This is a genomic window from Enterococcus sp. C76 (assembly GCF_040886985.1).
Lineage (GTDB): Bacteria > Bacillota > Bacilli > Lactobacillales > Enterococcaceae > Enterococcus_B > Enterococcus_B lactis.
Genome location: NZ_JBFOEY010000001.1, coordinates 293,944 through 319,048 on the forward strand (window position 1 = coordinate 293,944; position 25,105 = coordinate 319,048).

The 25,105-nt window shown below is 38.9% G+C and carries 26 protein-coding genes; 21 read left to right on the plus strand and 5 right to left on the minus strand.

The features are described from left to right. Nucleotides 1-134: 134 nt before the first annotated feature. Both AB3I00_RS01495 and AB3I00_RS01500 read left to right on the plus strand, forming a co-directional pair. Nucleotides 135-500, plus strand: a complete 366-nt coding sequence (locus AB3I00_RS01495) for a DUF488 domain-containing protein (RefSeq protein WP_002400379.1) — start codon at nucleotides 135-137, stop codon at nucleotides 498-500. Next, nucleotides 497-2,308, plus strand: a complete 1,812-nt coding sequence (locus tag AB3I00_RS01500; protein WP_368024656.1) for an FAD/NAD(P)-binding protein — start codon at nucleotides 497-499, stop codon at nucleotides 2,306-2,308. Before AB3I00_RS01495 ends, AB3I00_RS01500 begins: the two co-directional genes overlap by 4 nt. Nucleotides 2,309-2,370: 62 nt before the next feature. Here the strand turns inward: AB3I00_RS01500 and AB3I00_RS01505 are convergent, their stop codons facing one another. Next, nucleotides 2,371-2,538 carry a DUF3042 family protein gene (locus tag AB3I00_RS01505; protein ID WP_002288457.1) on the minus strand — a complete coding sequence of 56 codons (168 nt, stop codon included), beginning with the start codon at nucleotides 2,536-2,538 and terminating at the stop codon, nucleotides 2,371-2,373. Between the two features lie 246 nt (nucleotides 2,539-2,784). Between AB3I00_RS01505 and galE the strand changes: the two genes are divergently transcribed. The 8 genes from galE to AB3I00_RS01545 all read left to right on the plus strand — a co-directional run bounded on the left by galE (nucleotide 2,785) and on the right by AB3I00_RS01545 (nucleotide 10,266). After that, a complete protein-coding gene (galE, locus tag AB3I00_RS01510) occupies nucleotides 2,785-3,774 on the plus strand; it encodes a UDP-glucose 4-epimerase GalE (protein ID WP_002329353.1) in 990 nt (329 codons plus the stop codon). Between the two features lie 11 nt (nucleotides 3,775-3,785). Beyond that, nucleotides 3,786-5,270 carry a UDP-glucose--hexose-1-phosphate uridylyltransferase gene (galT, locus tag AB3I00_RS01515; RefSeq protein ID WP_368024657.1) on the plus strand — a complete coding sequence of 495 codons (1,485 nt, stop codon included), beginning with the start codon at nucleotides 3,786-3,788 and terminating at the stop codon, nucleotides 5,268-5,270. Between the two features lie 24 nt (nucleotides 5,271-5,294). After that, the gene (locus AB3I00_RS01520) at nucleotides 5,295-6,275 is read left to right on the plus strand and encodes a LacI family DNA-binding transcriptional regulator (protein WP_002308880.1); all 981 of its coding nucleotides are present in this window, start codon (nucleotides 5,295-5,297) and stop codon (nucleotides 6,273-6,275) included. A 193-nt stretch (nucleotides 6,276-6,468) separates the two neighbouring features. Then, the gene (gene tsaB, locus AB3I00_RS01525; protein WP_368024658.1) at nucleotides 6,469-7,191 is read left to right on the plus strand and encodes a tRNA (adenosine(37)-N6)-threonylcarbamoyltransferase complex dimerization subunit type 1 TsaB; all 723 of its coding nucleotides are present in this window, start codon (nucleotides 6,469-6,471) and stop codon (nucleotides 7,189-7,191) included. Beyond that, nucleotides 7,175-7,717 carry a ribosomal protein S18-alanine N-acetyltransferase gene (gene rimI, locus AB3I00_RS01530; protein ID WP_002329349.1) on the plus strand — a complete coding sequence of 181 codons (543 nt, stop codon included), beginning with the start codon at nucleotides 7,175-7,177 and terminating at the stop codon, nucleotides 7,715-7,717. Before tsaB ends, rimI (AB3I00_RS01530) begins: the two co-directional genes overlap by 17 nt. A 6-nt stretch (nucleotides 7,718-7,723) precedes the next feature. Next, nucleotides 7,724-8,188 (plus strand): ribosomal protein S18-alanine N-acetyltransferase, encoded by a 465-nt coding sequence (gene rimI, locus AB3I00_RS01535; RefSeq protein ID WP_002308883.1) that lies wholly within the window; start codon nucleotides 7,724-7,726, stop codon nucleotides 8,186-8,188. Then, entirely contained in the window at nucleotides 8,185-9,201 is a 1,017-nt protein-coding gene (tsaD, locus tag AB3I00_RS01540) for a tRNA (adenosine(37)-N6)-threonylcarbamoyltransferase complex transferase subunit TsaD (protein WP_104764074.1), read from the plus strand. The genes rimI (AB3I00_RS01535) and tsaD overlap by 4 nt, the downstream gene beginning before the upstream one ends. A 375-nt stretch (nucleotides 9,202-9,576) precedes the next feature. Continuing rightward, nucleotides 9,577-10,266, plus strand: coding sequence for a CpsD/CapB family tyrosine-protein kinase (locus AB3I00_RS01545; RefSeq protein WP_002329348.1), 690 nt, complete (start codon nucleotides 9,577-9,579; stop codon nucleotides 10,264-10,266). Nucleotides 10,267-10,327: 61 nt separating this feature from the next. Here the strand turns inward: AB3I00_RS01545 and AB3I00_RS01550 are convergent, their stop codons facing one another. Beyond that, entirely contained in the window at nucleotides 10,328-11,029 is a 702-nt protein-coding gene (locus tag AB3I00_RS01550; RefSeq protein WP_002329347.1) for a Crp/Fnr family transcriptional regulator, read from the minus strand. A gap of 460 nt (nucleotides 11,030-11,489) precedes the next feature. Between AB3I00_RS01550 and arcA the strand changes: the two genes are divergently transcribed. The 5 genes from arcA (at nucleotide 11,490) to argS (ending at nucleotide 17,006) form a co-directional block, all read left to right on the plus strand. After that, on the plus strand, nucleotides 11,490-12,719 hold the full coding sequence (gene arcA / locus AB3I00_RS01555) for an arginine deiminase (RefSeq protein ID WP_002308888.1): 1,230 nt from the start codon (nucleotides 11,490-11,492) through the stop codon (nucleotides 12,717-12,719). A 90-nt stretch (nucleotides 12,720-12,809) separates the two neighbouring features. Next, nucleotides 12,810-13,829, plus strand: a complete 1,020-nt coding sequence (gene argF / locus AB3I00_RS01560; RefSeq protein WP_002288437.1) for an ornithine carbamoyltransferase — start codon at nucleotides 12,810-12,812, stop codon at nucleotides 13,827-13,829. A 114-nt stretch (nucleotides 13,830-13,943) separates the two neighbouring features. Then, nucleotides 13,944-14,891, plus strand: a complete 948-nt coding sequence (gene arcC / locus AB3I00_RS01565; RefSeq protein WP_002313642.1) for a carbamate kinase — start codon at nucleotides 13,944-13,946, stop codon at nucleotides 14,889-14,891. 217 nt (nucleotides 14,892-15,108) lie between these two features. Further along, nucleotides 15,109-15,237: a hypothetical protein gene (locus AB3I00_RS01570; RefSeq protein ID WP_257973276.1), complete on the plus strand. Its 129-nt coding sequence runs from the start codon at nucleotides 15,109-15,111 to the stop codon at nucleotides 15,235-15,237. A 77-nt stretch (nucleotides 15,238-15,314) separates the two neighbouring features. After that, complete coding sequence (gene argS / locus AB3I00_RS01575; RefSeq protein WP_002308891.1) at nucleotides 15,315-17,006, plus strand: arginine--tRNA ligase; 1,692 nt, start codon at nucleotides 15,315-15,317, stop codon at nucleotides 17,004-17,006. A gap of 179 nt (nucleotides 17,007-17,185) precedes the next feature. Here the strand turns inward: argS and phnX are convergent, their stop codons facing one another. From phnX to AB3I00_RS01590, 3 genes are all read right to left on the minus strand, one after another. Then, nucleotides 17,186-17,971, minus strand: a complete 786-nt coding sequence (gene phnX / locus AB3I00_RS01580) for a phosphonoacetaldehyde hydrolase (RefSeq protein ID WP_010718143.1) — start codon at nucleotides 17,969-17,971, stop codon at nucleotides 17,186-17,188. Beyond that, the gene (gene phnW, locus AB3I00_RS01585) at nucleotides 17,964-19,055 is read right to left on the minus strand and encodes a 2-aminoethylphosphonate--pyruvate transaminase (protein ID WP_368024659.1); all 1,092 of its coding nucleotides are present in this window, start codon (nucleotides 19,053-19,055) and stop codon (nucleotides 17,964-17,966) included. The genes phnX and phnW overlap by 8 nt, the downstream gene beginning before the upstream one ends. Nucleotides 19,056-19,274: 219 nt before the next feature. Next, complete coding sequence (locus AB3I00_RS01590) at nucleotides 19,275-19,754, minus strand: arginine repressor (protein WP_002316352.1); 480 nt, start codon at nucleotides 19,752-19,754, stop codon at nucleotides 19,275-19,277. A gap of 358 nt (nucleotides 19,755-20,112) precedes the next feature. Between AB3I00_RS01590 and rpsB the strand changes: the two genes are divergently transcribed. The 6 genes from rpsB to AB3I00_RS01620 all read left to right on the plus strand — a co-directional run bounded on the left by rpsB (nucleotide 20,113) and on the right by AB3I00_RS01620 (nucleotide 25,096). After that, nucleotides 20,113-20,895, plus strand: a complete 783-nt coding sequence (gene rpsB, locus AB3I00_RS01595; RefSeq protein ID WP_002293880.1) for a 30S ribosomal protein S2 — start codon at nucleotides 20,113-20,115, stop codon at nucleotides 20,893-20,895. Nucleotides 20,896-20,992: 97 nt separating this feature from the next. Continuing rightward, on the plus strand, nucleotides 20,993-21,874 hold the full coding sequence (gene tsf, locus AB3I00_RS01600) for a translation elongation factor Ts (RefSeq protein WP_002293878.1): 882 nt from the start codon (nucleotides 20,993-20,995) through the stop codon (nucleotides 21,872-21,874). A 135-nt stretch (nucleotides 21,875-22,009) separates the two neighbouring features. Next, nucleotides 22,010-22,732, plus strand: coding sequence for a UMP kinase (gene pyrH, locus AB3I00_RS01605; RefSeq protein WP_002293877.1), 723 nt, complete (start codon nucleotides 22,010-22,012; stop codon nucleotides 22,730-22,732). Between the two features lie 2 nt (nucleotides 22,733-22,734). Further along, complete coding sequence (gene frr / locus AB3I00_RS01610; RefSeq protein WP_002293875.1) at nucleotides 22,735-23,292, plus strand: ribosome recycling factor; 558 nt, start codon at nucleotides 22,735-22,737, stop codon at nucleotides 23,290-23,292. A gap of 194 nt (nucleotides 23,293-23,486) precedes the next feature. Further along, nucleotides 23,487-24,299, plus strand: coding sequence for an isoprenyl transferase (locus AB3I00_RS01615; RefSeq protein ID WP_002340783.1), 813 nt, complete (start codon nucleotides 23,487-23,489; stop codon nucleotides 24,297-24,299). Next, nucleotides 24,296-25,096: a phosphatidate cytidylyltransferase gene (locus AB3I00_RS01620; RefSeq protein WP_002308898.1), complete on the plus strand. Its 801-nt coding sequence runs from the start codon at nucleotides 24,296-24,298 to the stop codon at nucleotides 25,094-25,096. Before AB3I00_RS01615 ends, AB3I00_RS01620 begins: the two co-directional genes overlap by 4 nt. Nucleotides 25,097-25,105 lie beyond the last annotated feature (9 nt).

The window sequence follows — 25,105 nt, forward strand, 5'->3', positions numbered from 1 at the left end:
ACTAGATCAATAATCAGGTATTGACTAAGAAAAAATGAACGACACGAGGGATAGTTGTGTCGTTCATTTTTTATTTTGTGCTATTATCTACATATAAAATATAAAAGAAAAAAGGCAGAAAGAAGGAAACAACTATGATCAAATTAAAGCGTGTTTACCTTGATGCTGAAGAAGAGGATGGCTTTCGGATACTCGTGGATAGGCTCTGGCCACGAGGGATTTCAAAAGAAAAAGCACACTTAGATCTATGGTTGAAAGAAATTGCGCCTAGTAATGAAGCACGCAAAGCTTTTGACCACGTACCAGAACGTTTTGCTTCATTTGCAAAGAAATATCAGCAAGAATTGTCTTTTGAAGAAGAAAAGACGCGAGCTGTTTCCGAACTCACCCAACTTATGAAAGAACATCCAGTCATTACTTTCGTTTATGGTGCAAAAAACGAGCACCAGAACCATGCCGTTGTGTTAAAAGAATTTATCGAAAAGGAGGTGTACAAATGAAAATAGGGATCATTGGCGCCGGACCTAGAGGATTAAGTGTAGCAGAAAGGATTCTCCATAATAATCAGGGCAGACATTCTCTTGAACTTATTCTTTTTGATCCAGAAGGTCCAGGCGGTCGAGTTTGGCGGTTGAATCAGCCGCCAGAATTATTAATGAATTCTGTTTCTCAACAAGTGACGCTTTTTACAGACGAAACGTTGTCCAGTGGGGGAACGGTAATGCCGGGACCTAATTTGTTTCAATGGAGTAAAGGACCTGCTACAGATTATATCGAACAGACGGTAACCAAAAATAAGCAACTATTTATAGAAGAAATTAACCGTCTGGAAAAAGATCAGCAATCTACTCGTTGCCTATACGGACTTTATCAACGCTGGTTTTTCTCAAAGTTGCAAGAAGAATTTCCAGCTTCTACTCAGCTTGTCTATTCTTTAGTGAAAAAGGTCAGCAAAGAAACAGACGGTTTCCTATTACAGACAGATCAGCAAAGCTATCCTGTCGATCAGCTCATTTTAGCGAGTGGTCATTGGGAAAATGATCAGACAGAAGAGGAAAGAGCCTGGGTAGACTATGCAAAGAAAAATGATTTACTGTATCAGCTTCCTTCTAATCCTGCAGATGTCGATCTTTCAAAGATACCGTCAAAAGAAAATGTCTTTCTAAGAGGGCTTGGTTTAAGCTTTTTTGATTATGTCGGATTGTTTACGGTATCAAGAGGAGGGCGCTTCGAAAACAAAAAGGGAAAACTGGTCTATCATCCATCTGGCAAGGAACCGATTGTATACAGCGGGTCAAGAAGAGGTCTGCCTTACTATCCTCGAGGGAGAAATCAAAAGCAAGGCGGAGCAATGGCATGGCCACGGCTACTTACAAAAGAGAACCTTGAGCAATGGCATCGATCGGGACTTTTGACTGGCGAAACATTTTTTGACTATCTGAAAAAAGACGCTGAGTTGTTTTATTACAAGAAAATCATCGAAGAACATCACTTGCCGATTTCAAGGAAAACTTTTGAGCATGATTTTCTTTCCCTCTCTTCAGAAGAGTGTCTTGGAAAGTATCCAGCATTACTTCCTTACAAATGGTCTTGGTCGTGGCTAGAAACTCCTCTTACCTATCAGGATGAGTCCTTTGCAGAAGCTAGCCGAGCATTTATTGAAGGGCAGATAAAAGAAGCGGAAAAAGGCAATTGCACAGGGGCATTGACTTCGACATTTGATGCATTGAAAGACTGGCGTGATCCAATCCGGCAGGCTATTGAATGGCACGTTTTTTCGGCTAAGGAATACAAAGAAATACTGTGGGGATGGTTTACTCATTTAAACAGCTTTTTAACGATTGGTCCGCCAGTTATTCGGACGAAAGAGTTAGCAGCACTGATAGATGCAGGTATTTTTCATTTGATCGAACCGCCACTTGATATTCAGCAAAAGCAAAACCGTTATGTTATTTCTCTACAAGATAAAGAAATCAGCAGTCGCTATTTGATCGAAGCTCGTTTGCCACAAACAAGCTTTTCTCGTTCAAGTAATCCTGTCATAAAAAATTTGAAGGAAAATAAACTTGTTCGCCCTTTTTCGTTTTCAGATAATACAGGAAGTTATCATTCAGAAGCTATAGATGTTGAGCGAGGTACGAATCGCGTGATTGATGCTTCCGGGAAAATCCAGTCTGGCTTTTATTGCTATGGAATACCAGTTGAAGGTGTGGATTGGTTAACTGCAGCAGCAGCTAGACCTTATACAGATCCATGGAATTTGAGACAAGCAGATAAAATAGCACAACTTATATTGACTGACAAATAAAAATACGCATGATGACTTATCTGTTCTTTCACAAGTCTTCATGCGTATTTTTTAAATAATTATTAACGAGAAACGCGTTTGCGCATTGCTTTTTTACGATTTTCTTCAATCATTGCTTCTTTTTCGTCAATCGGATCGATCACTGTTTTTTTCACAGAAGCGACCAAACCAGCAACGGCAGCGGCTGTTGCCAAGCTACCTACTAATATTCCAGATACAAATTTTTTCATTGAATCCACCTCATTTATTATTTGTTATATCTATTATGGAACAAAAGAGAAAAAAAGGCTAGTTTTACGTTTGTTTGTAAACCTTTGCAAAAAATCCTTGAAAATGTTTACTAAATGTTTTATTATAAATTTACCAGATAAATTTACGAAATTTTACTTTCTTCTTTTCTACCATAAAGTAGACTTCGTTTTTTTAATTATATAGAATCAACAAACACAATTTCACTAATCAAAGGAGTGTTTTTTATGACAATTTTAGTACTAGGCGGAGCCGGCTATATCGGTTCGCACGCTGTAGACCAGCTAGTTCAAAAGGGGTATCAAGTCGCTGTGGTAGATAATTTACTCACAGGTCACAAACAAGCAGTACATCCAGATGCTCATTTTTATGAAGGAGATATTCGGGATAAAGAATTTCTACGTTCCGTATTTGAAAAGGAACCGATTGAAGGAGTAATCCATTTTGCTGCAAGCTCTTTAGTAGGAGAATCTGTCGAAAAACCATTGATGTATTTCAACAACAACGTATACGGTATGCAAATCTTACTTGAAGTCATGCACGAGTTCAACGTCAATAAAATCGTATTCTCTTCTACTGCAGCAACTTATGGAGAGCCGAAAGAGTCTCCAATCACGGAAAATACACCAACTAATCCTAAAAATCCGTATGGTGAAAGCAAATTGATGATGGAAAAAATGATGAAGTGGTGTGACCAAGCGTATGGCATGCGTTATGTCGCTTTGCGCTACTTCAATGTAGCCGGAGCAAAAGCAGATGCATCTATCGGAGAAGATCATACACCAGAAACGCATCTTGTCCCAATCATTTTACAAGTAGCTCTTGGTCAAAGAAAAGCATTGGCTGTTTATGGAGACGATTACGATACACCAGACGGAACATGTATTAGAGATTATGTTCAAGTAGAAGACTTGATTGCCGCACATATTTTAGCTTTGGAATACTTGAAAGAAGGAAACGAAAGCAACTTCTTCAATTTAGGCAGTAATAAAGGGTACTCGGTCAAGGAAATGTTAGAAGCAGCGAGAGAAGTGACAGGGAAAGAAATCCCGGCAGAAATAGCACCAAGAAGAGCTGGAGATCCTAGCCGATTAGTCGCTTCAAGTGAAAAAGCGAGAGAGATTCTGGGCTGGAAACCTGAATACACAGATATCAAAGAAATTATCAAAACAGCATGGGATTGGCATGTCAGCCATCCAAATGGTTATGAAGAATAGGGGAATGAGATATGTCAATCAGTCAAACGATTTGTGATTTTGCCACACTTGCGATCGAAGCTGGCGGATGGATGGAAATGGACCGCTTATATTTACAGAATCGTCTTTTAGGGATGGTAGGAGAAGACGCTCTAGAAAGCGTCGAAGTAAGACCAGTTAAGGAAGAATCAGTAGACTTATTGGATCAGCTTGTCGCTAAGGCAAGAGAAAATGGTGTTCTTTCAGAATTACCAGCAGAACAAGAGATTTTTGAAGCACAATTGATGGATTTTCTTACACCGCCGCCTTCCGTTGTCAATGCATTCTTTGCACAGCATTATTCGAAAAGTCCAGAGGAAGCAACTGATTATTTCTTTGATTTAAGTAAGAAAAATGATTACATCAAAACAAGAGCCATCGCTAAAAATATCAAATTTCTAGCAGAGTCAGCATATGGTGAATTGGAAATCACGATCAATTTATCTAAACCAGAAAAAGATCCAAAACAAATTGCGGCAGAACGTGAGGCAGCCAAAGTAGATTATCCTACATGTATGCTGTGTATGGAAAATGAAGGATATAGAGGACGCTTGAATTATCCAGCCCGCACCAATCATCGAATCATTCGAATGAATCTAGATGGTGAAAGCTGGGGATTCCAATATTCTCCTTATGCTTATTACAATGAGCATTCGATCATTTTATCAGAGCAGCACCGTCCAATGAAAATTTCAAAGGAAACATTTGTTAGACTGCTTCGGATTACTGAAGTCTTGCCTCATTACTTTGTTGGTTCAAATGCTGACTTGCCGATTGTTGGAGGATCGATTCTTTCTCATGATCATTATCAGGCAGGACGTCATGAATTTCCTATGGCAAAAGCACCAATAGAAAAACTCATCAAATTAGCAGATTATCCGCAAGTCATCGCAGGAGTTGTGAAATGGCCGATGTCTGTGATCCGTTTGCAATCAACAGATAAAGAGTTGCTGATTGAAGCAGCTAATTCAGTGTTGGAAAAGTGGAAAGGATATTCGGATGAAACTGTAGAAATCCGGGCTTTTTCAGCAGATGGTACACCACACCACACGATTACGCCAATTGCACGAAGAAGGGACAATTACTTTGAGCTGGATCTTGTCCTTCGAGACAATAATGTTTCAGATGAGCATCCTGATGGTATTTTTCATCCGCATAAAGATGTCCAACATATCAAGAAAGAGAACATTGGATTGATCGAAGTAATGGGACTTGCTGTTTTACCACCTCGTTTGAAACCGGAACTAGCAGAAGTAGAGCGGTTCTTATTGGGAGAAGAGAACCAGATGGCTGAATATCATCGTCCATGGGCAGAACAGTTGAAAAAAGAGCATCCTGATTTGACGAAAGACGCGGTCACTGATGTTGTACAAAAAGCTGTAGGTCAGGTTTTTGCTCGTGTCCTAGAAGATGCTGGAGTGTTCAAGCGAGATGAAAAAGGACAAGCAGCGTTTGAGCGGTTTACTGCGATTTTATAAACGGAAAAAAAGGAGGAGAGACAAATGGCAACAATTAAAGACATTGCTCAGTTGGCAGGAGTTTCTCCTGCTACTGTTTCAAGAGTGCTCAACTACGATCCTGAACTTTCCGTCGGCTTAGCCACAAAGCAAAAAATTTTTGAAGCAGCGGAACGCTTGAATTATACGAAGCACCGCAAAAATGCAGCAAATGCTAAGCAAACCCTTCGTCTGATCCAATGGTACGACGATACAGAAGAACTTGAAGATCTTTATTATTTGTCTATTCGTTTAGGAATCGAAAAAAAGGCAGAAGAAGCAAACGTTACTTTGTTGAAAGAAACGTGGGATTCCATTAGTGAGCTTCCAGCGGATGGAACGATCGCATTAGGGAAATTCGATGAAGCTCAGCTGTTGGATTTGAAACAATCCCAACAAGCCTTGCTTCTGGTAGATTCTGATGGCACTTCTCAAGGAATCGATTCTATAGTTGTCGATTTTAAGTCGAGTGTTCAAAAAGTCATTGAGCACTTTGTTTCCCAGAATGCACAACATATCGCTATGCTTGCTGGAACAGAATATACAAAGAAAAACCATCAGCGACTAAGGGATCCTAGAATCATGGCATTCCAACAAGTTTTAGCAGAAAAAGGCTACGACGAAGGTTCAATTATCGAAGCAGATTTTTCTGTCGAGTCAGGTTATCAAGCGGTTAAAAAATATTTAAAAACAAACGAGCAGATTCCTGACGCACTTTTTGCGGCTAATGATGCATTAGCGATTGGCGCGCTGAAAGCGATTCAAGAAACAGGTTTAGCGGTGCCAGAAGATATTTCCGTGATGGGTTTCAACGATGTCAGTGTAGCGAAATATGTGACACCCTCTCTTTCTACTGTGAAAGTTTATACGGAATGGATGGGAGAGCTAGCAGTGGAGACGATCCTTCAACTAAGTAATTCCAAAGCACCAGTTTCAAGAAAAATCATTGTGGAAACAGAGTTGATTGTTCGAGAGTCGACGAAATAAAAAAAGAAAAAGTTGTGGTAAAGTGTCGTGATACCGCAACTTTTTTTGTGTATGTAAGGAAGAAACTAGATTTGCCGGTCAGCAGATAATCATGTATCATTGTACTAGTTTTGCCTTTGATATTTTCATCATTGGAATAAAAAAGTATGCTACAATGGAAGGCGAGAATGTTATAGCAGAAAGGATCAAATATATGATTACATTAGGAATAGATACTGCAAATCAAACTTTGGCGATCGGTGTGGTGGAAGATAAACAAATTCTTGGGCAAATACAGACAAATATCAAACGCAACCACAGTGTGACGCTGATACCTGCCATTGACCAATTGTTTGCAGATCTTCAAATGAGTCCCCAAGACATTGACCGAATCGCGGTTTCTGATGGTCCTGGTTCTTATACAGGACTTCGTATAGGTGTAACGACAGCGAAAACGATTGCTTATACACTAGATAAAGATCTAATAGGAGTATCTAGCCTGAAAGCCATCGCGGCTAATTGTGTCGGGGTGGATAAAATGATTGTGCCCATGTTTGATGCTCGAAGAAAAAATGTCTATGCTGGGGCATACCGCTGGAAAGAAAATAGATTAGAAACTGTACTTGAAGATGTACATATTGCTGCTTCTGATTTGTTTGCACAACTACAAGAGCTGAATGAAGCTATTTATTTCGTTGGGAGTGATTGTCATAAATTCATCTCTGAAATAAAAGAAATACTACCTGATGCGATGATTAATGCAGTTCCAGCATGGGATATCCCAAGTGGTGTGACTGTGGCTCAATTAGGTGCGTTGGATGAACCAGTTGCAGATAAACAAGCTTTTCTCCCTCGTTATTTAAAACGAGTAGAAGCTGAAGAGAAATGGTTAGAGACGCACACACCTGGAGACGAAAGCTATGTTGAAAAAATTTAAAGCATATGCTAGAAGCCTTTTTCAAGATAAAATGATCTATGCAGAAAAAACAATCGAACAAATCGATCGTCGCTATATACTAAGAGAATTGACTACAGAAGATATCAAAGAGCTGTTGGATGTCGAACGAGAAGTCTATAATGGCGAATTGCCATGGACCAAAAGTGCCTTTATGTCAGAATTGAAGTCACCACTTCCTCATCTATATTTAGGGATCTTTGATAATGGAAGAATGATCGGGTTTGTCGGTTCAAGGGCGTTCGGTTTAGATTGTCATATCACGAATATTGCTGTTCGACCGGCATATCAGCGTAAACGAATCGGTTCGCTGCTTATTGACGAAATCGAGAACTTTGCTATAATGAATCGCTGTGAGACGATGTCATTGGAAGTACGCATGAGTAATCAGGATGCGCAAAGACTTTATCGGAAATTAGGGTTTCAAGCAACGACGATCAAAAAAAGATATTACACTGAAACAAAAGAAGATGCGTTGGATATGATAAAAATTTTAGAAAATGAGTGAGATTAGTTGATTTGCAGAAAAAAAGATTTTGATGAAGCATATTTGGCAGAATGCGTATGGGCAATTAGCGAAAATGCTTATCCATATGGCTCACCTTGGACGAAGATGCAGTTTTTGACAGATATCCAACAGCCCCACACAGATTATCTTCTTTTAGTTGAAGATAATCAGATCTGTGGTTTTGTCGGGTATTCGAAAGTAATGGATGAAGTCGAAATCACGAATATCGCTGTTGCAGTTTCAGAACAAGGAAAAGGCTATGCACGGCATTTACTACATCTGCTGATTGCGGAACAAATAAAAGATTCGCTGCATGTTTTTTTAGAAGTACGTCTGTCTAATGAAGCAGCAAGAAAACTTTATGAATCAGAAAAGTTCCGTATATTAGGTAAACGGAAATCATATTATCGCAATCCGACAGAAGATGCGATCATTATGAGCAGAAAGTTAAAAACGGAGACGATGAAATGAATGAAGAATTGATTCTGGCAATTGAATCAAGTTGTGATGAAACGAGTGTAGCGGTCGTTAGAAATGGAACAGAGATCTTATCTAACATCGTTGCTTCCCAAATAAACAGTCATAAACGTTTTGGCGGAGTGGTGCCTGAAGTAGCTAGCCGCCATCATGTAGAACAAATAACCTTATGCTTGGAAGATGCACTGGTAGAAGCTGGTGTATCGGCAGAAGATTTATCGGCAGTCGCTGTCACTTATGGGCCTGGACTCGTCGGCTCTTTGTTGATTGGTATTTCTGCCGCTAAGGCTTTTGCTTGGGCACACCAATTGCCGCTGATTCCTGTGAACCATATGGCAGGTCATATTTATGCCGCACGTCTGGTCAAACCATTCCAGTTTCCATTGATGGCACTTCTTGTTAGCGGAGGACATACAGAATTAGTCTATATGCAAGAAGATGGATCATATGAAATCATTGGGGAGACAAGAGACGATGCAGCAGGAGAAGCTTATGACAAAGTTGGAAGAGTATTAGGTCTTTCTTATCCAAGCGGAAAAGAAATCGATCAGCTAGCTCATCAAGGAAAAGATAATTATCATTTTCCACGAGCGATGATCCATGAAGATAATTATGATTTCAGTTTTAGTGGATTAAAAAGTGCATTTATCAATTTGGTGCATAATGCACAACAGCGTGGAGAAGATTTAGACAAAAATGATTTAGCAGCTAGCTTTCAAGCAAGTGTGATCGATGTATTGATTACTAAAACACTTCGAGCTTGTCAAAATTATCCAGTCAAGCAACTGGTTGTAGCTGGAGGTGTAGCGGCCAATCAAGGGTTGCGTGAAGGATTGCAAGCTGCTCTGTCAACTAAACTCCCTGAAGTAGAATTAGTGATTCCGCCTCTGAGACTTTGTGGAGATAATGCTGCAATGATTGGAGCAGCAGCACATGTGGAAATGCAAAAAAGAAATTTTGCCAGCTATCAGTTGAATGCTGATCCAAGCTTGGTTTTATCTGAATAAATGAAAGAGAGTGTGGAAAAGCTGCCCTGCATCAAGTTATAAGAACAGCAAAGAAAAAACAGCTTCACATGTTTTTGACTTGGTTGAACTTATTACCGTAGATGCAAGCTTTTGAACACTATTTATTGTAATAAGGGTTGTGACAGATTTTTGTCACAACCCTATTTTTTGCCTATTTTTAATTGAATGTGTTATTTAAATTTATGAGATAACTTGTTTTAAAAATGTTTTATGCTGATATCTGTAATAAAAAATAGTTATTATATAAATTGTGTTCGTTTTTTTCCTGTGCTATGATTAATTCAATAAATCATAGGATTTATTCGTGTACATAGAAAGTCTGAATATAAAATGAAAAAAGAAAGTAGAGAGAATATGAAGAAAAAGAAAATAGCTGCCTCTCCGGTTCCTTTAGTTGCACTAGCTGATCAATCGATTACTGCCGAGAAATATCGAACGATCCGGTCCAATATCCAGTTTGCAGCGATTGATCGTGAATTGAATACATTGGTCATCACTTCTTCCGGCCCAGATGAAGGGAAATCTATTACTGCCGCTAATCTAGCAGTAGTTTTTGCAAATAGTGGAAAACAGGTCTTACTTGTAGATGCCGATTTGAGGAAACCAACTGTAGCATTGTCTTTTCAATTGCCGCATAATGAAGGATTGAGTAATTTACTTAGTGAGCGTGAACGGATAGCGGACGATTACATAACTGAAACACATATAGAAAATCTTTGGATCTTGCCCAGTGGTCCAAAGCCGCCCAATCCTTCGGAAGTTTTAGGGACGAAAAGAATGGAAGAGATAATAGAGGAACTGATACTTGACTTTGATCTGGTCATCTTTGATATGCCTCCGGTAGCGACTGTAACGGATGCTCAAATCCTTGCAGCAAAAACGGATGGAACGCTACTTGTTGTCAGAGAAAGAAAGACAAAGAAACAAGAGTTGTTAAAAGCGAAAGAACTGTTGCAGATTGCAAAAGCAAATATATTAGGTGTAGTTTACAATGGAACAAAAAAAGAGAGTGATCTCACTTATTATTACCAATCATTTGAATAGACGAAACAAAAAGAAACAGCGCCCCCGATAAATATCAGGATCGCTGTTTCTTTTTGTCGCGTTATTCTCTCAAAGCTGGAGTAGTAGCGGTCTTACAGAAAGTAAAATGCTTTTTGTGATAATCTAACAGTCCTGAATCACGTAGTTGTTTGATTACTTGTCCAGCAGTTTCACGTGTCGTACCGCTATTCACTGCTAATTCTTTTAAGGTAATTGGATAAGGAATGGTGATATGGCCGTCTTCTGTTGGTACGCCAAGTTCTTCTTTCAAAATGAATAGATTTTGTTTCACTCGATCAAAAGCACTGGAGGTTAATCCAATTTGGATACGTAACTCATGTATTTCGACTACTTTAGAAATTTTTTGGATCATATAGATCAGTTGTTCAGGATTTTTTCGTGCTAATTTTTCATAGTAGGAAACAGGAAGATAGAAAGTTTCGATATCAGTCATCGCTTGAGCTGTATAAGTGTAGGTCTCTTCTCCAAACATTCCTGACATAGGAAAAAGGTTATTGGTAGTCACGTAATCATAATAATAATAGGTGGCACTTTCATCGTAACGTTCTAAACGAACAAGTCCTTTGGTCAAGATATATAACCGTTGTCTAGGATCTCCATCATCAAAAAGGATTTGTCCTTTCTTATAGGAACGAAGAACAGTATGTTCCTTGATCTGTTGGAACTCTTCATCCGAGAAATGTTCAAAATCAGGTTGATATCTGAGTTTTGAAAAGTGAAAATCGATTTTATTAACACGCATTAAAAAGTCCTCTCCTTATTGTTCACTATAGTTATTGTTACTTTTTTTAAAGAATTTGTAAAGTTTTAACACATCTGGATTAAACATAAGTTTTAATACTTTACAAATAAAATTTGTTATTATGTAAAAAATATACATCTACACTGAATAATTTATTTTGAAGATAAGTATTTGTGTATAAAAAACAATAATAATACATATAGCAAACGCTAACAATGTTAGTATAGTTTATTTTTTTGATTTATTCAAAAAAATTTTTTAGATGAATAAATATTTTTTTGGAAGTGTATACAGAATAAAAAATGAATAAATTACGCTTAAAATTAGAAAAACGTTTAATTATTTAATTATCGAATATTAATGTGAGGGATGTCTCATTTTGAATGAGACAAAATTATGAAAGTGATTACAAAAGGAGGCTATCCTATACATGTAATCAAAAAGAAGGAGGCAACACAACATGGATAAACCTATTCACGTTTTCTCTGAAATAGGGAAATTAAAGACAGTTTTACTGAAACGGCCTGGACAAGAAGTGGAAAATTTGACACCAGATATCATGGATCGTCTGTTGTTCGATGATATTCCATATCTTCCGATTGCTCAAGAAGAGCATGACAACTTTGCAAAGACCTTGCAAAACGAAGGCGTCGAAACTCTTTACTTGGAAAAATTAGCAGCAGAAGCGATTGACGCAGGCAACGTCAAAGAACAATTCTTGAATAAAATGTTGGATGAATCTCATATCGCATCGAATGCAGTAAGAGATGGTCTTCATGAGTTCCTTCTATCAATGGAAACACAAGAAATGGTAGATAAAATCATGGCTGGGGTTCGTACAAAAGATATCGAAGTACGTTCTAGCAGCCTATATGATCTTTCAGCAGACGACGACTATCCATTTTACATGGACCCAATGCCAAACTTGTACTTTACACGCGACCCTTCCGCATCAATGGGAAATGGAATGACCGTCAATAAGATGACTTTTGAAGCACGTCGTCGTGAATCGATGTTTACAGAATATATTTTGAAACATCATCCAAGATTTGCCAATAAAGGGATCGAAGTATGGTTGGATCGTGAAAATCCAGATCATATCGAAGGTGGAGACGAATTAATCTTAAGCGACAAAGTAGTAGCAGTTGGGATTTCTCAACGAACAAATGCAAAAGCTTTAGAAAAATTAGCACGCCATCTATTCGCAAAAAATTCAGGATTTGAAAAAGTATTAGCAATCAAAATCCCGAACAACCGTGCAATGATGCATTTGGACACTGTATTCACAATGGTAGACCATGACAAATTCACTATCCATCCAGCAATCCAAAGTAAAGACGGCAAGATGGATGTCTTTACAATCGAACCAGATGGGGATGATATCAAGATCACTCATTCAGATAACTTACACGAAACGATGAAAGCTGCTCTTGGATTAGATGATCTTGTATTGATACCAACTGGTAATGGGGATGAGATCGTTGCCCCTAGAGAACAATGGAATGACGGATCCAATACATTGGCAATCGCTCCAGGTGTCGTAGTCACTTACAATCGGAATTACGTATCGAACGAATTGCTTCGTAGCTATGGTATCAAAGTGTTGGAAATCAATTCAAGTGAATTGTCACGAGGTCGTGGCGGTCCACGTTGTATGAGCCAACCACTTGTCCGTGAAGACTTGAAGTAGTTTATAACCTGACGACAGTCTTACTGTCAGCTGTCGTCAGGATTTCCTCTTTAATCTTAAATAAAAACAATCTAAAGGAGAATGTTTAATATGAAAGAATCAGTATTCCAAGGAAGAAGTTTATTAGCAGAAAAAGATTTTACAAAAGAAGAGTTACAATATTTGATCGATTTTTCAGAACACTTGAAAGACTTGAAAAAACGTGGGATCCCACATCACTATCTAGAAGGAAAAAATATCGCACTTTTATTTGAAAAAACATCTACACGTACTCGTTCTGCATTTACCACTGCAGCAATCGATCTAGGCGCACATCCTGAATACCTAGGTGCAAATGACATCCAATTAGGTAAAAAAGAATCAACAGAAGATACAGCTAAAGTGTTAGGTCGTATGTTTGACGGAATCGAATTCCGTGGATTCAGTCAAAAAATGGTAGAGGAACTAGCAGAATTCTCTGGCGTTCCAGTTTGGAATGGCTTGACTGACGAATGGCATCCAACACAAATGATCGCTGACTTTTTAACTATCCAAGAAAACTTTGGAACTGTAGAAGGTATCACTGTTGCATACTGTGGAGATGGTCGAAACAATATGGCTAACTCTTTATTAGTAACAGGTGCAATTTTGGGAGCAAACATGCGTATCGTTGCACCAAAAGAATTACAACCTGAAGAAGAAATCGTCAAAATGGCAGAAGGTTTTGCTGAAAAATCAGGGGCACAATTGATGATTACCGACGATGTTGATAAAGGTGTAGACGGAGCAGACGTGCTTTATTCTGATGTATGGGTATCAATGGGTGAAGAAGATAAATTTGAAGAACGGATCAAATTGTTGAAACCTTACCAAATCAATATGGAAATGGTAGAAAAAACACACAATACAGATCGTTTGATCTTCTTGCACTGCTTACCAGCTTTCCATGATACAAACACTGTTTACGGTGAACAAATGAAAGAACGCTTTGGCATCACTGAAATGGAAGTAACAGATGAAGTCTTCCGCAGCAAATATGCTCGTCAATTTGACCAAGCAGAAAATCGTATGCATTCAATCAAAGCAATCATGGCAGCAACATTAGGTAACTTGTTTATCCCTCGCGTTTAAGCATAACCACATTCATCTCACGAAAAAACGAGTCAGCATTGAGGGAAAATCACAAAACGCTGGCTCGTTTTGTTATCTAGAAAATTCAGGAGAACTGAAGAAAGGACGAATGAAATGGCCAAACGAAAAGTAGTTGTCGCTTTAGGAGGCAATGCCATCTTGTCTACGGATGCAAGTGCAAAAGCCCAACAAGAAGCGTTAATGGAAACAGCAAAGTATTTAGTGAAATTTATCGAACAAGGAGATGAACTAATCATCTCTCACGGAAATGGTCCGCAAGTCGGCAACCTATTGATTCAGCAGCAAGCTGCTGATTCTGAGAAAACACCAGCAATGCCTTTAGATACATGTGTCGCAATGACGGAAGGGTCAATCGGCTACTGGCTCCAAAACGCGATGGGTGAAGTACTGAAGGAAAAAGGAATCGATAAAGATGTAGTTTCTTTAGTCACTCAAGTTATTGTGGATGAAAATGATCCTTCCTTCAAAAATCCAAGTAAACCAGTCGGCCCATTCTACACGGAAGAAGAAGCGAAAGAACAAATGAATGCTGATTCTACTGTGACATTCAAAGAAGACGCTGGACGTGGATGGAGAAAAGTAGTCGCTTCCCCTAAACCAATCTCGATCAAAGAAGCACGTGTCATCGAAACGCTAGTCGAACAAGGAGTTATCACGGTGTCTGTCGGCGGTGGCGGGATTCCTGTTGTAGAAACAGCGACCGGATTAGAAGGGCGAGAAGCCGTGATCGATAAAGATTTTGCTTCAGAAAAATTAGCCGAAATCATCGACGCGGATTTGCTGATCGTTTTGACAGGTGTAGACAATGTGTATGTCAATTACCAAAAACCGGATCAAAAGAAACTAGAAACTGTTACTGTTTCAGAAATGAAACAATACATTGATGAAAAACAGTTCGCTCCAGGAAGCATGCTTCCGAAAGTAGAAGCAGCCATTGCATTTGTTGAAGCAAAACCGAACGCTAAGGCAATCATCACTTCTTTAGAAAACATTGAAAATCTTTTAGCTTCTGAAGAAGGAACGATTATCGTAGCTGATTAATTTGTTAAGTCTTTCGTATTTACGAAATGATTTATAACTATCCAGGTGGTATTTCTTCTCCTTTAGGCCATCTGGATTGTTTTTTTTATTAGAAACGACTAGCCTTTCGTTTTTTTTTCTGATATAATTCAAGAAAGTTTAATAAGATTAAGATTTGTTGAACAAGAGAGTACTTGTATCATTCTTGGCTAGCGAATTCGGAAGTGGTGGAAGCCGAATGAAGGAGATACAACGAAGCGCACTTGGAGAATTCTGTTTTAAACAGACGGTCGTCTACCGATATCAGATGGAGCTGGTCCTTTTTTTAGGACAATTGGAGTGGTACCGCGGGAAATCTCGTCTCTAATGATGGCATACTAAGTATGTCGTCATTAGAGATTTTTTTTGTTGAACAAATAAGAGAGTATTTTAGGAGGAATAAAGATGAATAATAAAGATCTTGTCGCAAAAGCCGTCTATGACGTTGTCAAAGACGATTTGACACTTGAACAAGTCGAACAATTACTAGAAAATCCAAAATCAGCCGAACACGGGGATGTGGCATTTCCAGCCTTTTCATTAGCAAAAGTTTACCGAAAAGCGCCACAGCAAATCGCTGCAGATTTAGCAGAAAAAATCGACTCTGCCAACTTTGAAAAAATCGAAGTGGTTGGACCTTACTTGAACTTTTTCATGAATAAAGAACTTATCAGCAAAAAAGTTTTGCAAACAGTAGTGAAAGAAAAAGAACATTATGGGGACAGCAATATCGGGAATCAAGGAACCGTACCGATCGATATGTCTTCTCCAAATATTGCAAAACCAATCTCAATGGGACATTTACGTTCGACAGTTATCGGTAATTCGATTGGCTTCATTATGGAAAAAATCGGATACCAGCCAATCCGCATCAATCATTTAGGTGACTGGGGCACGCAATTCGGAAAACTGATTGTTGCTTACAAAAAATGGGGTTCAGAAGAAGCGGTCAAAGCAGAGCCAATCAATGAACTGCTTCGTTTGTATGTCCAATTCCATGAAGTAGCTGAAACAGAACCGGAATTAAATGAAGAAGCTCGTGCTTGGTTCAAACGTCTAGAAGAAGGCGATGAAGAAGCTATCCAATTGTGGCAATGGTTCCGTGATGAATCGATGAAAGAATTCAACAAAATCTATGATCTACTGGAAGTACAGTTTGATTCATTGAACGGTGAAGCTTTTTATAATGACAAAATGGATGAAATCGTCGAACTTTTAGAAGAAAAACATTTGCTGAACGAAGATAAAGGTGCGGAGATCGTTGACCTTTCTGCTTACGACTTGAATCCAGCATTAATCAAGAAATCAGATGGCGCGACACTATACATCACACGTGACTTAGCTGCCGCATTGTATCGTAAACGTACCTATGACTTCAAACAATCTCTATATGTAGTAGGGAATGAACAAAGTTATCATTTCAAACAATTGAAAGCTGTCTTGAAGGAAATGGGCTTTGACTGGTCTGACGACATGCACCATATCCCATTTGGTTTGATCACACAAGGTGGTAAAAAATTATCAACTCGTAAAGGAAAAATCGTCTTACTAGAAGAAGTATTGAATGAAGCAATCCAATCTGCTAAAGAGCAGATCAGCGAGAAAAACCCTGATTTAGAAAACAAAGATGTTGTAGCTAAACAAGTAGGGGTTGGGGCAGTCATCTTCCATGATTTGAAAAACGATCGTCTCAATACATTTGACTTCAACTTAGAAGAAGTTGTTCGTTTTGAAGGAGAAACTGGACCTTATGTGCAATATACACATGCTCGTGCAGTCAGTCTGTTGGAAAAAGCAGGATTCGTCCCTTCAGAAACAGCAGACTATGCGTTGAATGACGATATCAGCTGGGAAGTAGTCAAATTGGTTCAAAAATATCCTGAAACAGTCTTATCCGCTGGGGAAAAATATGAACCTTCAGTGATTGCGAAACATGCAATCAAATTAGCACAGGCATTCAACAAATACTATGCTCATACGAAGATTTTAGCTGACGATGAACAAAAAGAAGCACGCTTAGCTTTAGTGTATGCAGTGACTGTATTATTGAAAGAAGATCTTCGTTTGCTAGGACTTCATGCCCCAGATAAGATGTAAGAAAAAAAGAATGTGAAATCAGTGTTCAGCTCCGAGTCACAAGGAACAATTTCAAAAAACAGCTTCTCATGTTTGTTGGATATTGTGACTTGTGACCGAGGAATTGGCAGGAGAACACCGTTTATTCGCAATAAGGGCTGTGACAATATTTTTGTCACAGCTCTTATTTTGTATAAAAGTCATTCTGGATTCTTGTCAGCGCACAAAATGTACTCTGTTAACTCCTTCAAGTTATTTACGCAAAGATCAGCACCAGCTTGTTGGAATCTAAGTGCAACAGACTGTTTTAAGCGATCTTTTTCCTCCATCTCTATTTGTTGGTATGCATCATATGAAAGTCCCATCAGCGAACTACCTTCAATCACACCTACTGTAAACACCCCAGCATTTTTCCCTTCTTGGATATCTGAGACCGTATCTCCGACTTTGATTACTTCATCAACCGACTTGTTTTTGAAATATTGTATGTTTTTATGAATCATATAAGGAAATGGTCGTCCATATCCTTCGACGTCTTCAGAAGTTGCCATGAAGTCTGGTGAATACCCTTCTTTTTTTGCGGTTTCTGCTACGATTGCCATCATAGGAGCAGTAAATCCAGTCGTGGAACCAATATTGATCCCAGCGCTTCTCAACTGTTCGATCGTTTCCAATGTGTCGGGTTTCAAGGTAGAATGTTGGGCCAAATCTTTAAACAGATAATGTTCAAATTGCTGATACAATTCCTCCACCTCTTTTTCCTGAGGTAGTTGTCCATGAATCGCTATCCATTGTTCTTTGACAGAAGGGAGGGAAAGAAGCTGTTGGATATGATCCCATTTTAATTTTCCCATCGGTTCGCGGATCTCTTTGTCAGTCAGTTGGATCCCTTTTTCTAGAAAAGCATTTCTAAAAGCGTGGACAGGAGCCATACAGCCAAAGTCCACAGTTGTTCCTGCCCAATCAAAAATTACAGTTTTAATCATTAATGTTCTCCTTATAGTCTTTGATAATTGCTGTCAGTTCTAAAATGTCTTCTGGATAAATCTCGCCAATATTACCGATACGAAAACATTCATGATCGCTGATTTTCCCAGGATAGATCACAAATCCGTTTTGTTTTAAATGCTGATAGAAATGATTGAAATCAAATCGCCAGTCTTTAGGGTAAAGAAAAGAGGTAATGAATGGCCCCTGATACTCTTGGATGAAAGGCTGGAACCCCATCTCTGTCATTTTTTGTCGTAGCACATGATTATTGGCGAGATAACGTGAATATCGAGTTTCGATCCCTCCTTCTAGCTCTAGTTCCTTCAATGCCTGTTGAAAAGCCAAAACCGTATGAGTAGGGGAAGTGAAACGCCATTTGCCATTCTCGTTTTCCATCACGCGGTACTGGTCATACAAATCAAGTGACAAACTTCGACTCGCATTTTTTCGCTTTTCTAGTTCCACTTTATTAGCAAGTACAAAAGAAAAACCTGGAACACCTTGAATACATTTATTTGAGCTAGAAATCAAAAAATCGATCCCTAGTTCCGCTACATGAATCGGTATCCCACCAAAGCTAGACATCGCATCTACTATGAACAAAAGATCTCTTTCCTGTGTGACAGCAGCAATTTCTTCCAAATCATTTAAAATACCGGAAGTAGTCTCGCTATGGACCATTGCAAGTGCGGAGATAGACGGATTCTCTTCAATCAACTGTGTAATCATATGTGCTTGGGGGATTTGGTATTCAGGTACTTCATAAACTGCATAGTTTAGTTGCAGACATTTGCACATGGCAATCATTCGTTGACCGTATGCGCCATTTGAACAAATCAGTAAAGTATCTTCTGGTCTGATCACAGAACTTAAAACAGATTCTACCCCAAAGGAGCCGCTGCCTTGCATCAAGACCGTTGTGTATAGTTCTTCCGGTACTTGAGCAAGCTCCAGCAATTTTTTTCTTATCCATTGTGTCATCTCTTTGTATTCTTGATCCCAGGTACAATGATCGGTCAGCATCGCTTTTTTCACTGTTTCAGAAGTCGTTAATGGTCCAGGCGTTAATAATTTATACATGCGATTTCCTTTCATTTCTTTTTTATTGACATACACAAAGAGCAAGACTCTGCTCTTGCTAACATCCAATATAAATGATGAGTATTGTGATTTAATCAAAGTTATGAAAAGTTTAAATAAAAACTGATGTATTTTTGTAAAGAGTGTAAAGGTTTATTTAACAAGGAAAATATTGAAAATAAAAAAACACGCATTCCTTATTAGGAACACGTGTTCTGATTAAAAAAGTGATACTTCAGTCGGATGGTGAAGAAATTCTTCTACTCGTTTTGCATCCTCCTCATTTTCTGAGATGATCATGATCGTATCAAATCCAGCAATCGTACTGACGATAGGAGGAGGCTTGATCTCATCTAAAACAGATGCAAATAAATGAGCATTGTCTGGCAAGGTATTAACGATTGTCAAAAAGTGGACTCGTTCGACTTTCAACACAATGTCTTCAATCATTTGAATCAGCCGATCCTCTTCTTCAGTCTTAGTATCAGGAGTACCTTTTTCGCGAAACAACACAAAACGGGAAATACCGTTTTCATCAGGTGCCTTCACGATTTTCAGATCACGTATATCTCGAGAAATCGTTGCTTGCGTTGCGGTAACGCCATAATGCCCAAGTTTGTTTAATAGTTCTTCTTGCGTACGGATCGGGAATTCTTCAATGACTTGTTTAATCAGCAAATGTCTTTGAGCTTTGCGCATTTTCTTTCTCCTTTACGAAAGATTTCACATGTATCATAACAAAAAAAAGAAGGATTGCCCAATAATATTCGTCTTTTACACCTAAAATTATTTTATGGAAAAAAGAGAATAAAGAAACAAAGAGAAATCTACTGTTTTTCTTGAATTCTGTTTGTCTTTCAGGTAAACTATTGAATGTTGAGCAGAAAAGTACATTTGCTCTTGCGATACGGATCTTTTGTCTGTATAATAGCTGAGGGTGCTTTATGCATCAGCAAATCCACATTCTTATTGGATTGTCGGTAGGTGCTTGAAAAAGTTTGCCGGCAAGGTAGAAGATAAGAAGAGGGAAAATAAAACCAAATCGGAGGAAACAAACATGGCAGTAATTTCTATGAAACAATTACTAGAAGCCGGCGTACACTTTGGTCACCAAACTCGTCGCTGGAACCCAAAAATGAAGAAATATATCTTCACAGAAAGAAACGGAATCTACATCATTGACTTACAAAAAACAGTTAAATTAGTAGATGCAGCTTATGATTACATGAAGAGCGTTGCTGAAGAAGGCGGCGTAGCATTATTCGTAGGTACAAAAAAACAAGCACAAGAAGCAATCAAAGAAGAAGCAACTCGTGCAGGACAATACTTCGTTAACCATCGTTGGTTAGGCGGAACATTGACAAACTGGGATACTATCCAAAAACGTATCAGCCGTTTGAAACAAATCAATGCAATGGAAGAAGATGGAACTTTTGAAGTTCTACCTAAAAAAGAAGTTGCTGGTTTGAACAAAGAACGCGAACGTCTTGAAAAATTCTTAGGCGGTATCGCTGATATGCCAAGAATCCCAGATGTAATGTACATCGTTGACCCACGTAAAGAACGTATTGCTGTTCAAGAAGCACACAAATTAAATATCCCAATCGTAGCTATGGTTGATACAAACTGCGATCCAGATGAAATCGACGTAGTAATCCCTTCAAACGACGACGCAATTCGTGCCGTTAAATTGATTACTTCAAAAATGGCTGATGCTTTCATCGAAGGAAACCAAGGTGAAGATCAAGTAGTTGAAGAAGATTTCACAGAAGAAAACACAGCAACATCAATCGAAGAAATCGTAGATGTTGTTGAAGGCGACAATTCTTCAGCAGAATAATTTTGAATGATGGAGCTGTTTCAAAGGCTGGGCGACAAGCCTCACTCTCCTTTGAAGCAGCTTTTTTTAAAAAGAACACACACAGGAGGAGTTAAACATGGCAGACGTTACAGCTAAAATGGTAAAAGAACTACGCGAAATGACTGGCGTAGGAATGATGGATGCGAAAAAAGCATTAGTTGAAGTAGAAGGCGATATGGAAAAAGCAGTTGATCTTTTACGTGAAAAAGGAATGGCAAAGGCTGCAAAGAAAAATGACCGCATTGCCGCTGAAGGATTAGCTTCAGTTGCTGTGAAAGGTAACACTGCAGCAATCGTTGAAGTAAACTCAGAAACAGACTTTGTATCTAAAAATGAAATGTTCCAAGACTTAGTAAAAGAAATCGCAGAACTTGTTGCTGAAAACAAACCAGCAGACATGGAAGCTGCAATGAAAATCAAAACAGATAAAGGAACAATTGAATCTGACTTGATCGAAGCAACTCAAGTTATCGGAGAAAAAATCAGCTTCCGTCGCTTTGAAGTTGTAGAAAAAGACGACAATGCTGCATTTGGCGGATACTTGCATATGGGTGGACGTATTGCTGTATTGACTGTTCTAGACGGAACAACAGATGAAACAGTTGCAAGAGACGTAGCTATGCACGTAGCAGCTATCAATCCTCGCTATGTAAACGAATCACAAATTCCAGAAGCTGAATTAGAACATGAAAAAACTGTTCTTACAGAACAAGCATTGAATGAAGGCAAACCAGCGAATATCGTTGAAAAAATGGTAGAAGGACGCTTGAAGAAATTCAAAGCAGAAATCGCTTTGGTTGACCAACCATTCGTTAAAGATCCTGATATGACTGTTGAAAAATACGTTGCTTCAAAAGGCGCAACTGTTAAAACATTCGTACGTTTCGAAGTTGGCGAAGGTATCGAAAAACGCGAAGATAACTTTGTAGAAGAAGTTATGAGCCAAGTGAAAAAATAATTCTGTTGAATGACAGACGGGAACGCACGCTTTGTGCGCTCCCTTTTTTTAAGCAAAACAAGAAAAACCAGGCTTAGCGTGTCGAAATCATCTAAGTATGGTAAAATGGCAATAGAAAATATTGGAGGAATGAACATGGTCACACCGAAATATCAGCGTGTAGTCTTAAAATTGAGTGGAGAAGCTTTAGCTGGGGATGCAGGATTTGGAATCAAACCACCAGTAATCAAAGAAATCATCCAAGAAATCAAAGAAGTTCACGAACTGGGCGTTGAAATGGCAATCGTTGTGGGCGGCGGAAATATCTGGCGCGGACAAATCGGAGCACAAATGGGCATGGAACGCGCTCAAGCTGATTACATGGGTATGTTAGCTACAGTTATGAATGCCTTAGCTTTACAGGATACGTTGGAAAACGTGGGTGTACCGACACGCGTGCAAACTTCGATTGAAATGCGTCAAATCGCAGAGCCATACATTCGCCGTAAAGCAGAACGTCATTTAGAAAAAGGACGGATTGTTATTTTTGCGGGCGGTACCGGCAACCCGTACTTCTCGACAGATACAACGGCAGCATTACGCGCAGCAGAAATCGGCGCAGATGTTATCCTGATGGCTAAAAACAATGTAGACGGTGTTTATTCTGCTGATCCGAAAGTAGATGCAAATGCAGTGAAATTTGAAGAACTGACTCATCTGGAAGTGATTGCTAAAGGATTACAAGTCATGGATTCAACTGCAAGTTCACTAAGCATGGATAATGACATTCCATTGCTTGTCTTCAATTTAAATGAACACGGAAATATTCGCCGGGCAATCTTAGGCGAAAATATCGGAACGACTGTAAGGGGGAAATAAAAATGGCAGATGCAATTATGACAGAAGCAAAAGAAAAAATGAAAAAAGCAGCACAAAATCTTCAACGTGAACTTGGGCAAATCCGCGCAGGCCGCGCGAATGCTAGCCTTTTGGATCGAATCACTGTGAATTATTACGGTGCACCAACTCCATTGAACCAAATGGCGTCAATCCAAATCCCAGAAGCACGTGTTTTAATGATCACGCCTTTTGACAAGAGCATTCTTCAAGATGTTGAAAAAGCTATTATGGCAAGTGATATCGGAATCAGTCCTACCAATGATGGAAATGTTATTCGTTTGGTTATCCCGCAACTGACAGAAGAACGCAGAAAAGAATTAGCTAAAGATGTGAAAAAAGAAGCAGAAAATGCAAAAATCGCGATTCGTAACATCCGTCGTGATGCGATCGACGAATATAAAAAACAACAAAAAAATGGTGACATTACCGAAGATGATTTGCGCGGACTAGAAAAAGACGTACAAACATTGACAGATAACAGCATTAAAGAAGTAGATAAGATCGCTGCTGATAAAGAAAAAGAATTATTGGAAGTTTAATAAAACCATAAAAACAGAGGGGCGGATCATTCCGCTTCCTCTGTTTTTATTTATGTTTCTTTTATTTAAAGATTAAAAAAAGAAAAAATTATTCAGTTTTTAAATAAAAAAACAATGATTTCATAGGAAAAACGTTTAGATATTGCTATAATACTTAAGATAGTGGGAATCTTTTAAGTATAGGAGGAAAAAGAATGTTACGTTTTTTTCCGCAAAAAAACAAATATATTCAAGAAAAAAGCGAATTTCAATTTAATGCCGATGGACCAATTCCTCAACACGTTGCCATCATCATGGACGGCAATGGTCGTTGGGCGCAAAACCGGCGTTTGCCAAGAGTCGCTGGTCATAAAGAAGGTATGGAAACAGTAAAGAAAGTTACAAAGAAAGCATCAAGGCTTGGAGTGAAAGTATTGACGCTTTATGCTTTTTCGACTGAAAACTGGAAGCGACCAAAAGATGAAGTAAGTTTTCTCATGCAACTACCTGTCGACTTTTTTGATACGTTCGTACCAGAATTGATCAAAGAAAACGTCAAAGTCCATGTCATGGGGTATGAGAACGTGTTACCAGAACATACGCAAGACGCTGTAAAACGTGCAATTGAGCAAACAAAAGACAATACCGGAATGGTGTTAAACTTTGCTTTGAATTACGGAAGCAGAGCAGAAATCGTGACTGCAGTCCAAAAAATTGCTGAAGAAGTAGCAAAGGGAGAAATAGAGGCAGAAGAAATCGATGATGAATTGATTGCCAACCATCTAATGACAGGTTTCTTGCCCAAAGAATTACAAGATCCTGAGTTGATGATCCGTACAAGCGGAGAAGAGCGGATCAGTAATTTTCTGTTATGGCAGATTGCATATAGTGAATTGTATTTTACAAAAGCACTTTGGCCTGATTTTGACGGTGCGCATCTTGAAGAAGCAATTGCCTCTTATCAAAATCGAGATCGTCGATTCGGCGGTGTAAAAAAAACAGAAAATGAGAAAGGGGATCAGTCATGAAACAACGCGTAATCACAGCAGCCGTGGCGCTTGTCTTGTTTATTCCGATTATATGGATTGGGGGCATAGCGGTTGAGCTTACCGCAGCAGTCTTAGCTGTGGTAGGAGTTTATGAGCTTTTTCGGATGAAAGGATTGACTCTCCTAAGTTTTGAAGGAGTTTTATCCGCTATTGGTGCAGTGCTCCTTGTCTTGCCAAAAGAAAGATGGTTCTTCTTTCTTCCAGAGAACGTCAGTACATTTATGCTATTTTATCTTATCGTTATGATCCTTTTAGGGACGTCAGTTATTTCTAAAAATACGTATACGATTGATGAAGCAGGTTTCCCAGTACTTGTCAGTTTGTATGTAGGAATAGGCTTCCAGAATTTCGTCAATGCACGAACAGAAAGTTTAGCTGTTTTGATTTTTGGTCTGTTTATTGTTTGGGCAACTGATATTGGTGCTTATATGGTTGGCCGTCGTTATGGACAACACAAGTTAAGTCCGGATATTTCCCCGAACAAAACGATTGAAGGCGCGTTAGGCGGGATCGGAAGTGCTGTTGTAGTCGCATTTCTTTATCTATTGTTGTATCCAGCAAAAGAACTATTCAATCATGGTATGTTTGTCATGCTTCTGATGACGATTATTTTTTCGGCAGTCGGACAATTTGGCGATTTGGTCGAATCAGCAATCAAACGCCATTATGATGTGAAAGACTCAGGAAATATCTTACCGGGCCACGGAGGAATCTTAGACCGTTTCGATAGCTTGCTGTTTGTATTCCCTATCATGCATTTATTTGGCATTATTTAGTAAGTATAC